This window comes from Flavobacterium sp. Arc2 (assembly GCF_041431385.1).
Taxonomy (GTDB): domain Bacteria; phylum Bacteroidota; class Bacteroidia; order Flavobacteriales; family Flavobacteriaceae; genus Flavobacterium.
Window position 1 is genome coordinate 181,176 of the sequence record NZ_JASMRH010000007.1, and the last position, 10,810, is coordinate 191,985.

Consider the following 10,810-nt stretch of genomic DNA (forward strand, 5'->3'; position numbering starts at 1 on the left):
ACCATAAATGATAACCACTCTATCAATAAAGAACTATGCTTTAATAGAAAAATTAAGTATAGATTTTTCAAAAGGATTTTCAATTATTACAGGAGAAACGGGTGCTGGTAAGTCAATTATATTAGGGGCTTTAGGACTGGTTTTGGGAAAAAGAGCCGACTTGACTTCTTTAAAGAATAAGGAAGAAAAGTGTATTATTGAAGCACATTTTGAAATATCAAAATACAATTTATCACCTTTTTTTGAAAGTAATGAATTAGATTATGAAGATGATACGATTGTAAGACGTGAAATTCTACCTTCTGGAAAGTCGAGGGCTTTTATTAATGATAGCCCTGTGAACTTGCAAGTATTACAAGAGTTGAGTTTGTTTTTGATAGACATTCATTCGCAACAGCAAACAAGGGAACTGTCTGAGGAGAATGTACAGTTTGATATCATAGATGCTATAGCTGACAATGACCAAAATATTCAGCAATATCAATCTCTTCTTAAAAGTTATAAAGCTGATAAAACGAAATTAAATTCACTTATTAAGAAACAAGGAGAATCGCTAAAAGAGCAGGAGTACCATAGTTTTTTATTAAATGAACTAGTTGAAGCAAGTTTAAAATCAGGAGAACAAGAAATCCTTGAAGATGATTTTGAAAAGTTAAATAATGTTGAGATTATCAAAGAGTCTCTTGATAAATCTTTGGCTGTTGCCAATGAAGAACAGATAGGTGTTTTGTATAATCTAAAAGAAATTAAAGCTTCTTTGCAAAAAATAGCTTCTTTTTCGACAGATTACAATTCACTTTTAGAAAGAATTTCAAGTGTTGTAATTGAATTTGACGATATTTCAGATGAACTTAGTCGTTGCTCAGATAAATTGGTGAACGACCCAGTACAATTGGATTTTATTGGTCAGAAGTTACAGCTCATTTATAACTTACAAAAGAAACATCAGGTTTCAACTATCGATGAGTTACTGGAAATTCAAACTCAATTAGAAAATTCAGTTTTTGAACTTGGAAATCTAGAAGCAGAAATTGAAAGTCTTACGCAAGCTATTCAAGAAAAGGCAGAATTATTAGATGTAACTGCTACTTCAATTCACGATAATCGATTGCTGGCAATTCCAATTTTGTCTAAGAAAATGATTGTTATTTTAGACACCTTAGGAATGCCTAATGTTCGTTTTGATATTCAGGTGAAACAATCGGCAACATATTATCCTAACGGAAAAGATGAAATTCAATTTCTATTTTCGGCTAATAAAGGAACTGATTTTGGAATACTTAAAAAAGTTGCTTCTGGTGGAGAGATGTCCAGAATAATGCTTGCTGTAAAAGCAATATTAGCGCAATATTCTAAATTACCTACATTGATTTTTGACGAAATTGACACTGGTGTTTCCGGTGAAATTGCCATTAAAATGGGTGAGATTATGAAAGAAATGAGTAAAACAATGCAAATTTTTGCAATTACACATTTACCACAAATTGCAGCAAAAGGAAATGCGCATTTCAAGGTTTCAAAATCTACGGTAGGAGAGGATACACAATCGGAATTAAAGCTATTGACAGACGAGGAACGTATTATTGAAATTGCTCAAATGTTATCAGGAGCAGTAGTTTCAGATTCGGCCCTAAATCACGCTAAAGCCTTGTTGAACTAGTTTTTTGGTTTATATTTGCTTTGTTTAGGAAGAAGAATAAAAAATTTTAGAAATAAATTGAAATAGTAAATCAACGATTAAACGATATAAAAATGATTATAGAACCTAGAATGAGAGGATTTATTTGTTTGACAGCTCACCCTGATGGATGCGAACAAAATGTAAAAAATCAAATTGAATACATTAAATCAAAAGGAGTAATAAACGGAGCAAAAAAAGTGCTTGTAATTGGTGCTTCAACAGGTTTTGGTTTAGCTTCAAGGATTTCAAGTGCTTTTGGATCTGATGCTGCAACTATTGGTGTGTTTTTTGAAAAGCCACCTACTGAAGGAAGAACAGCTTCTCCAGGTTGGTATAACTCTGCTGCTTTCGAAAAAGAAGCGCATAAAGCAGGTTTATATGCAAAAAGTGTTAATGGTGATGCTTTTTCTGATGAAGTTAAAAAACAAGTATTAGATTTAATTAAAGCTGATCTAGGACAAGTGGATTTGGTTGTTTATAGCTTGGCTTCCCCAGTGCGTTTAGACCCAAAAACAGGAGTTTTACATCGTTCAGTTTTAAAACCTATTGGAGATAAATTTACAAATAAAACAGTTGATTTTCATTCTGGAAAAGTTTCTGAAATATCTATTGAGCCTGCTGCAGGTGATGATATTGAGAATACAGTGAAAGTAATGGGAGGTGAAGACTGGGCAATGTGGATCGATGCTTTAAAGGCTGAAAATCTATTAGCACCTGGCGCTACTACAGTTGCTTATTCTTACATAGGGCCATCATTGACTGAGGCTGTTTATAGAAAAGGAACAATTGGTCGTGCAAAAGATGATTTGGAAGCTACTGCATTTACTATCACTGATAGTTTGGCAGACATCGATGGAAAAGCGTACGTTTCGGTAAATAAAGCATTAGTAACGCAAGCAAGCTCTGCTATTCCGGTGATTCCATTGTATATTTCTTTATTGTACAAAATAATGAAAGAAGAAGGAATTCACGAAGGATGTATCGAGCAAATCCAACGTTTATACGCTGATAGATTGTTTTCTGGAAAAGAAATACCTACGGATGAAAAAGGTAGAATTCGTGTTGACGACTGGGAAATGCGTCCTGATGTTCAAGAAAAAATAGCTAAACTTTGGATAGAAGCTACTACTGAAAATTTAGCCGAGTTAGGAGATTTAGAGGGTTACAGAAATGACTTTCATAACCTATTCGGATTTGGATTTGACGGTGTAGATTACAAAGCAGATGCAAACGAAATGGTAGCAGTAGGAAGTATCAAGTAATACTTTTTCTTCATTCAAAATACAACACCTTAATTTATGCGGTTTATGCCAAATAAAGTAGGGTGTTTTTTTTAGGAGTCTTGCGATTGTTGATTTCAACTAAACACAATAGAATTATTTGCTAAATGCACAATAGCTGAAAAGTACTATTGAAAAATATTTTTTTTCTTTTGGAGATTTGTGTTTACTTAAGGCCAATAGGAGCAAGGATTATAAAATGATTTAGGTGGAATTCAGTTTTAAAAAATCTTATTCTGCAAGTTGATTAATTTAGAAATTCAATAGAATACTAACCATATCGTTTATAATGCGAAGTAAAAAATAGTACCTCTGTTTTTTTTTAATATAATTTTAGGTATTAGTTTTATATCATTTGATTACTTTAGTTTATTGTTGGCGCAAATAGGTTTTAAATGGAATGAATAGTCACTTTGCGTTATAAATTACAAATAAAATAAATAATGAAAAATAGACTGCTCTTAATTCTACTAGTATCAATAACTTTTGCAAATGCGCAATCAGAAATTACAAATGCTAAACTAAGTGAAATTAAAAGTCAAGTAGGTAAGCAATCACTTAAATTTAAAGATTCTTTGACAAAAACGAATGATGGTTCTGATCTTCCTATGGATATAGAATTTAAAACAGACGTTTACCGAATTGAAAAGTTAGCTGATAAGAAAGTAGAGATTGACTATACCACTTCAGGAATGACTAAAGCAATTGTAGAACTTAATAACGATTATGATAAATTACTTAACAAGTATTACGCTATTCTAATGAAGAAGTTGCAAGCTAAAGATCAAGAAAAATTAAAAGAAGCACAAAGAAATTGGATTAAATTCAGAGACAGTGAAATTCAAGTAATAGGAATTGTTTCTAAAACTGAATATTCTGGTGGCGGTACAATTCAAAGTAATATTATGGCCGGACGTATAAGCGACTTGACAAAAAACAGGCTGTATATTATCAAGGAGCATCTTAATCAATGTGTAAATTAGCAGTTGCTTTTTTTATAATTTGATGAATCGTTAATAGTTGTAATTTACTCACGACAGTAGTATCGTCTCCAGATTTTGAAAAACAAGGCTTTTTAGCCGTAGTTTTTATTAATAGGGAATGTGGCGAATGGTCGGACTACTCTTCCTGAAAATTATAAATAATGGGATACCTAATAATGAAAAATAAAAGGCGTTTGCAAGCCAATGTTTGATTGTGTATTTTTGGGTGTTTGTATAAAAAAAGGATGTATGCATAATTTATTAAAAGGAAAAAGAGGAATCATATTTGGTGCTTTAGATGAAAATTCAATAGCCTGGAAAACAGCAGAAAGAGTTCATGAAGAAGGCGGTGTTTTTGTTCTTTCGAATGCTCCGGCTTCAATACGAATGGGTTCTATTTACGACTTAGGCCAAAAAACCGGCTCGCAAATCATAGCTGCGGATGCGACATCGGTGGCTGATTTAGAGAATTTAGTTGATCAGGCAATAGAAATTCTTGGCGGTAAAATAGATTTTGTTTTACACTCCATAGGTATGTCTGTCAATATAAGAAAAGGTAATCATTATACCAATCAGAATTACGAGTATACCGAAAAAGGATGGAACGTTTCTGCAGTTTCTTTTCACAAAGTAATGCAGGTATTGTATAAAAAAGACGCTATGAATGAATGGGGGAGTATTGTCGCCTTGTCTTATATGGCTGCGCAACGTGTTTTTCCAGATTATAACGATATGGCTGACAATAAAGCATACTTGGAATCGGTCGCACGTAGTTTTGGTTACTTTTTTGGAAGAGATAAAAAAGTACGAGTAAATACAATTTCACAATCACCAACAGCTACAAAAGCGGGTCAAGGTGTAAAAGGATTTGTTGGTTTTATTGCTTTTGCAGACAAAATGGCACCTCTAGGGAATGCAACTGCTTTAGATTGCGCTAATTATACGGTGGCTATGTTTTCAGATTTAACTAAAATGGTCACCCTTCAAAACCTTTTACACGATGGTGGATTCTCTAATATGGGAGTAAGTCAGGAAGTTGTGGAAATGTTTGAATAACGAGAAAAGGCTTAATAAAATTTTATACAAAACCATCAATTAGTAGTTGATGGTTTTTTTATTGAGATAGTATATCTTTGTTAAAAGCTTGCCTTAATCGTATAATTAATTCACTTATAAAAATATGTTTTTTTCTTTAATTATTCCCGTTTACAATAGACCTGATGAAGTTGATGAACTACTAGAGAGTTTGTCGAAATCAAATTACAATGAAGATTTTGAAGTTGTAATTATAGAGGACGGTTCATCTGTAAAATGCGAAGATGTAGTTCGGAAATATGACCGTAAATTAGGTATTTCCTATTATTATAAAGACAATTCCGGTCCTGGTGACTCTAGGAATTACGGAATGAAGAAAGCCAAAGGCGATTATTTTATCATTTTTGATTCGGATTGTATTATTCCAGCGGAATATCTTACTGAGGTGGATAAAGCATTAAAGCATAGTTACGTGGATTGCTTTGGAGGGCCAGATCGGGCTCTTGATAGCTTTTCAGATATACAAAAGGCAATCAATTTTGCTATGACATCTTTTCTAACAACAGGAGGAATAAGAGGCGGTTCTGAAAAAATAGATAAATTCCAACCAAGAAGTTTTAATATGGGATTGTCCAGAAAAGCTTTTGAAGCATCAAAAGGCTTTGGAAACATTCATCCTGGTGAGGATCCAGACTTATCAATTCGCCTATGGAATTTAGGATTTGAAACCAAGCTCTTCGCAAGTGCGTATGTATATCATAAGAGAAGGATTGATTGGGATAAGTTTTCAGTACAAGTTAATAAGTTTGGTAAAGCAAGGCCGATACTTAATAGTTGGTATCCTAAATACAATAAGCTTACGTTCTTTTTTCCGTCGGTTTTTATAATTGGATTTACAGTAGCGGTAGTATTGTTGATTTTCAATTTTGATTTATTGCTTAAGCTGTATTTTATTTATTTTTTGGTACTGTTTTTCGTCTCAACATATCAAAACAAAAGCATTAAAATTGGCTACTTATCAGTTGTAGCTGTTTGGAAGCAGTTTTATGGTTATGGAATAGGTTTTATAGAATCATTTGTAAAAATTATCATTCTGAAAAAGAAGCCTCAAAATGCTTTTCCTGAATTATTTTTTAAAATTTAATTATGACTAAAATTGTAGGATTAACAGGTGGTATAGGTAGTGGGAAAACTACGATTGCAAAATATTTTAAATCTTTAGGGATTCCTGTTTACATTGCAGACGACGAAGCAAGGAAAATTATGCAAACAGCCGAAGTTATCAACTCAATTAAAGAAACATTTGGAGCGGGTCTTTTTCAAGGAGCTGATCTAAAAAGAGATAAACTAGCTGAAATAGTGTTTAACGACGCTGAAAAACTGAAACAACTCAATTCGATTGTTCACCCAGCCGTAAAGAGTCATTTTAAACAATGGCTTTTTGAACATAAAGAGTCGGCAATTGTAGTTTACGAAGCAGCAATTTTATTCGAAAGTGGAAATTATAAAGATTTTGACGTAATAATTACGGTCACAGCCCCATTAGAATCACGAATTCAGCGTGTAATGGATAGAGATAAAACAACGCGAGATAAAATTTTGGAAAGAATAAATTCGCAATGGACTGATGAACAGCGTGTTTCAAAAAGTGATTATGTCATTGAAAATATCAATATTGAAATTGCTAAGAAGAAAACGGATAAAATTCTTAAAATTTTGAGTATTAAACAAAATGAGTGTTAGATGTTAATGTTTGGTTAATGTATTATCATTCATATTGTTAAAATGTTAATTTTGTTCTGATGAATAAACTATTTTTTAGATTACTGGTTTTATTAATGAGCTTATCCTTAATCGGAATAATTCTAGTTCAGGTATATTGGTTTAATAGCTCGTTTAAAAACAACGATGAACAATTTAAATTTCACGTAAAACAAGTTATTGGGAATGTTGCTGATAAGCTTCAAAAACAAGAAGCATATAGCTTTTATAATAAATACAATCGTATAAAAGATAGTACAGGTAAAGCACCAAAAAAAGAAGATTTAACTGAGTTTTATTACGTACAGAGAAATACAAAAACGAATAAGACTATTGTGTATTCTAATAGTATTATTTCTGAAGATTATGATATTTCATCTTCTTTATTTAATAAGAAATTCAACGGTGATAAATTTAAGAATTTCAGCTCAAAACGAGTTACTGAGGTGTATAATAGTAAAGGAGTTGATAAATCTGATTTACAGCAGAATTTACTTCCAGATGTTACGGTTGAAAAATCGGGGAATCTAGATGTATTAGATAAAGTACAATTTGAAATCTCTTATAAAGATATTGCAGCAGCAATGCCTTTAGAAGAAAGAGTTTCTAAAGAAACATTAAATAAATTAATAAAGAAGGAACTAGAAGAATACGGTGTAAACACAAAATTTGAATTCGGAATTTACAGTAATGGTATTGCCACAAACGTAAAGTCACCTGATTTTAAATATGATAAGGAATTAACCTATTCTATACCTGTTTATAATGATAATGAAGGGAATGAAAAATACAAGTTATTAGTTAGTTTTCCGCACAAGAAAAAATTCTTGTTGTCTGAATTGATAAGTATAACAGTATTGTCGATCATTTTTACATTAATTATCATTGTGGCTTATACGAGTGCACTGAATCAATTGATACGCCAACGTCAAATTTCTGAAATCAAAACAGATTTTATTAATAATATGACGCATGAGTTTAAAACACCTATTGCTACTATTAATTTGGCTTTGGATGCTATTAAAAACCCAAAAATAATTGATGACAAGGAAAAAGTTTTCAAATACCTGCAGATGATTCGGGATGAAAATAAACGAATGCATGCCCAGGTTGAAAATGTTTTACGAATTTCTAAGCTCGAGAAAAAAGAGCTCGATATAGATAAAGAATCAAGCAATGTAGAAGAAATTATTGTTGACGCTATTGAGCATGTTAATTTAATTTTAGAAGATAGAGAAGGAAAGATTACAGCTCATTTTGATGCTGCGAGAACCACAGTTTTGATGAATGATGTACATTTTACAAATGTGATTGTCAATGTTCTAGAAAATGCAATTAAATATTCTCCTGATGTACCAGATATAGATGTGTATACAGAAAATATTAAAGATATGATCCTTATCAAAGTTCAGGATAAAGGTTTAGGAATGAGTAAAGTGGCTCAAAAAAGAGTTTTTGAAAAGTTTTACAGGGAGCACACTGGAAATATACATAATGTAAAAGGGCATGGTTTAGGTTTAGCCTACGTTAAAAGAATCGTAGAAGATCATAACGGTCAGGTATATGTGGAAAGTGAGAAAGGCAAAGGGAGTACCTTTATAATAAAATTACCCCTAATAAATTAAAAATACCGCAAATAAAATATAATATGGAAAATATAAATAAAAAAATACTTTTAGTAGAAGACGATCTTAACTTTGGTGCTGTTCTTAAAGATTATTTAATGCTAAATGATTTTGATGTCATTCTTGCTAAGAATGGTATGGAAGGATTCGAAAAGTTCAAGAAAGACACTTATGATTTATGTATACTGGATGTAATGATGCCTTATAAAGATGGGTATACATTAGCGAAGGAAATAAGAGAGAAAAATAGCGAAGTGCCTATTATTTTTCTTACTGCAAAATCGATGAAAGAAGATGTTTTAAAAGGGTACAAAGCGGGAGCTGATGATTATTTGAATAAACCTTTTGATTCAGAAGTCTTATTGATGAAAATCAAAGCAATTATTCAAAGAAAATCTTCTGATACTAAAACAGAACAAGTTCAACATGAATTTAATATTGGAAAATTCCACCTTAATTCTAAATTAAGATTCTTAACGTTTAACAACGACGAGCCTATTAAATTATCTCCAAAAGAGAATGAATTATTAAAAATGTTGATTCTTCATGAAAATGATTTAATGCCAAGAGAATTAGCTTTGACAAAAATATGGAGAGATGATAACTATTTTACTTCTCGTAGTATGGATGTATACATTGCTAAATTAAGAAAGTATCTTAAATTAGATGAAGATGTCGAAATCCTGAACATTCACGGTGAAGGGTTTAGATTAGTAGTCAAAAACAAAGTAGAAAAATAAAATAAGTAAGGCTTCGAGAAATCGGAGCCTTTTTTTTTCGGAGCTTTTTCGAACTATCCAGTATGATCTTTTTTGAGGTCAGTACTAAAACTTGTAGTGGAACAAAATTAGGCTTAAAAAATTGGTGCGTAGTCAAGGGCGAATAGTGGTAAAGTTAATCCACCGCCAAACGGAACAACAACTTTTGACTTGGTAAAAACACTAAAAAGTGGATGGAAAGCCTTTTGGTCTAATACCGCAGCCAGCATGTTTGACATTAATTTGAAAACAGAATATGTCCCTTTTGAATCCAATGAAGACTTTTTGATAGAAACTATACTAGCAAGAGCCTTCGAATCAGGGAGGTTGCAAAATCAAATGCCGGCACATCCTGTAGATATTGATAAGCTGAATGATTTCTGGGAATCAAAAGCACAGCAACCAAAACGATAAATAATATATGGGCGTTCCCCATTATAAAAAAAAAGAGGCTATACCTATATATACGGAGTAGCCTCTTTTTTTATAATCGGTCGGGCTATTCGCTACAAGTCCTCGTCCCGATTCCACTTCGTTCCACCGGGACTGTGGGCTTTTCACTACTATCCCTAACGCGAAGAAAGGAGGTTAGAGGTAAAACACACAACGAAAAAAGAAAAATTCACTGTTTTTAAATACTAAGTCCTATAGTAGATCGGTAATATTGTCTTAAAGGGGCAGTTGTAATTTGTTCTATATAATTGCAAAGCAATTTTAAAAACGCTGTATTTGCATAGAAACTCCACAAACTTCGTTCATAATGTCCCCCTCTCCTTCGGAGAGGGGCGGGGAGAGTAAAAAAAATCCATCTTCAAAAAGCGTATTTTCAGCGAGTTAAACTCAAGGTTAAGAGAACATCAAAAAAAAGCTAAATTAAAGTATTGTTTAACGGTATAAAGAGTGTATTTTTGCACCCGCAACAACGAATAAGTTCTTTACATGATGATAAGCAAACGAAATAATAAAGGAAATTTATTTTCTAAAAATTTCAAAAAAAGCTTGTGAGATTTGAAAGAGTTTATTACTTTTGCACCCGCTTCGAGAAACACGCTAAGTGTTGCGGCGAAACGAGAAACAAGAAAAGAACACGTTCCTAGACATATTGAATTGACAGCCGTTTTAACAGAGATGTTAGAACAAAAGAATAAAGAGTAATAGAATCGATAGATTTGAAAAAACCACTAGACCTTCAGTCAAAAATAAATAGAGTTTCAATTAATTGAGACTCGCATAATATACGATGAAGAGTTTGATCCTGGCTCAGGATGAACGCTAGCGGCAGGCTTAACACATGCAAGTCGAGGGGTAGAAGAAGCTTGCTTCTTTGAGACCGGCGCACGGGTGCGTAACGCGTATGCAATCTACCTTTCACAAAGGGATAGCCCAGAGAAATTTGGATTAATACCTTATAGTAATACGCCTTGGCATCAAGATGTATTTAAAGATTTATCGGTGAAAGATGAGCATGCGTCCCATTAGCTAGTTGGTATGGTAACGGCATACCAAGGCTACGATGGGTAGGGGTCCTGAGAGGGAGATCCCCCACACTGGTACTGAGACACGGACCAGACTCCTACGGGAGGCAGCAGTGAGGAATATTGGACAATGGGCGCAAGCCTGATCCAGCCATGCCGCGTGCAGGATGACGGTCCTATGGATTGTAAACTGCTTTTATACAGGAAGAAAC

At 33.0% G+C, this 10,810-nt stretch carries 9 protein-coding genes, 1 rRNA gene and 1 pseudogene; all 11 read left to right on the forward strand.

Features of this window, described 5'->3' with window-relative positions; genetic code table 11:
• The first annotated feature begins 7 nt into the window (after positions 1 to 7).
• A complete protein-coding gene (gene recN / locus QO182_RS06815) occupies positions 8 to 1,660 on the forward strand; it encodes a DNA repair protein RecN (RefSeq protein WP_371560672.1) in 1,653 nt (550 codons plus the stop codon).
• 92 nt (positions 1,661 to 1,752) lie between these two features.
• Positions 1,753 to 2,943: an enoyl-ACP reductase FabV gene (gene fabV / locus QO182_RS06820; RefSeq protein ID WP_371536956.1), complete on the forward strand. Its 1,191-nt coding sequence runs from the start codon at positions 1,753 to 1,755 to the stop codon at positions 2,941 to 2,943.
• A 461-nt stretch (positions 2,944 to 3,404) separates the two neighbouring features.
• Complete coding sequence (locus tag QO182_RS06825) at positions 3,405 to 3,944, forward strand: lysozyme inhibitor LprI family protein (RefSeq protein WP_371536953.1); 540 nt, start codon at positions 3,405 to 3,407, stop codon at positions 3,942 to 3,944.
• Positions 3,945 to 4,193: 249 nt separating this feature from the next.
• Positions 4,194 to 5,000 carry an enoyl-ACP reductase gene (locus tag QO182_RS06830; protein WP_371560673.1) on the forward strand — a complete coding sequence of 269 codons (807 nt, stop codon included), beginning with the start codon at positions 4,194 to 4,196 and terminating at the stop codon, positions 4,998 to 5,000.
• A gap of 124 nt (positions 5,001 to 5,124) precedes the next feature.
• Positions 5,125 to 6,123 (forward strand): glycosyltransferase family 2 protein, encoded by a 999-nt coding sequence (locus QO182_RS06835; RefSeq protein ID WP_371560675.1) that lies wholly within the window; start codon positions 5,125 to 5,127, stop codon positions 6,121 to 6,123.
• 2 nt (positions 6,124 to 6,125) lie between these two features.
• Positions 6,126 to 6,722 (forward strand): dephospho-CoA kinase, encoded by a 597-nt coding sequence (coaE, locus tag QO182_RS06840; protein ID WP_371560677.1) that lies wholly within the window; start codon positions 6,126 to 6,128, stop codon positions 6,720 to 6,722.
• 59 nt (positions 6,723 to 6,781) lie between these two features.
• Positions 6,782 to 8,365: a sensor histidine kinase gene (locus tag QO182_RS06845; protein WP_371560679.1), complete on the forward strand. Its 1,584-nt coding sequence runs from the start codon at positions 6,782 to 6,784 to the stop codon at positions 8,363 to 8,365.
• Between the two features lie 23 nt (positions 8,366 to 8,388).
• Positions 8,389 to 9,105, forward strand: a complete 717-nt coding sequence (locus QO182_RS06850; RefSeq protein ID WP_371560681.1) for a response regulator transcription factor — start codon at positions 8,389 to 8,391, stop codon at positions 9,103 to 9,105.
• 145 nt (positions 9,106 to 9,250) lie between these two features.
• Positions 9,251 to 9,537, forward strand: a pseudogene (locus QO182_RS06855) (DUF4294 domain-containing protein).
• Positions 9,538 to 10,131: 594 nt separating this feature from the next.
• Entirely contained in the window at positions 10,132 to 10,278 is a 147-nt protein-coding gene (locus tag QO182_RS06860; RefSeq protein ID WP_371560683.1) for a hypothetical protein, read from the forward strand.
• 82 nt (positions 10,279 to 10,360) lie between these two features.
• Positions 10,361 to 10,810 (forward strand): 16S ribosomal RNA (locus QO182_RS06865); the annotation flags it as partial.

Bases quoted from the DNA above. Each gene is read 5' to 3' on its own strand.
- recN (WP_371560672.1), top strand. From the start codon at position 8: ATGATAACCACTCTATCAATAAAGAACTATGCTTTAATAGAAAAATTA.
- coaE (WP_371560677.1), top strand. From the start codon at position 6,126: ATGACTAAAATTGTAGGATTAACAGGTGGTATAGGTAGTGGGAAAACT.
- fabV (WP_371536956.1), top strand. From the start codon at position 1,753: ATGATTATAGAACCTAGAATGAGAGGATTTATTTGTTTGACAGCTCAC.
- QO182_RS06835 (WP_371560675.1), top strand. From the start codon at position 5,125: ATGTTTTTTTCTTTAATTATTCCCGTTTACAATAGACCTGATGAAGTT.
- QO182_RS06825 (WP_371536953.1), top strand. From the start codon at position 3,405: ATGAAAAATAGACTGCTCTTAATTCTACTAGTATCAATAACTTTTGCA.
- QO182_RS06850 (WP_371560681.1), top strand. From the start codon at position 8,389: ATGGAAAATATAAATAAAAAAATACTTTTAGTAGAAGACGATCTTAAC.
- QO182_RS06830 (WP_371560673.1), top strand. From the start codon at position 4,194: ATGCATAATTTATTAAAAGGAAAAAGAGGAATCATATTTGGTGCTTTA.
- QO182_RS06845 (WP_371560679.1), top strand. From the start codon at position 6,782: ATGAATAAACTATTTTTTAGATTACTGGTTTTATTAATGAGCTTATCC.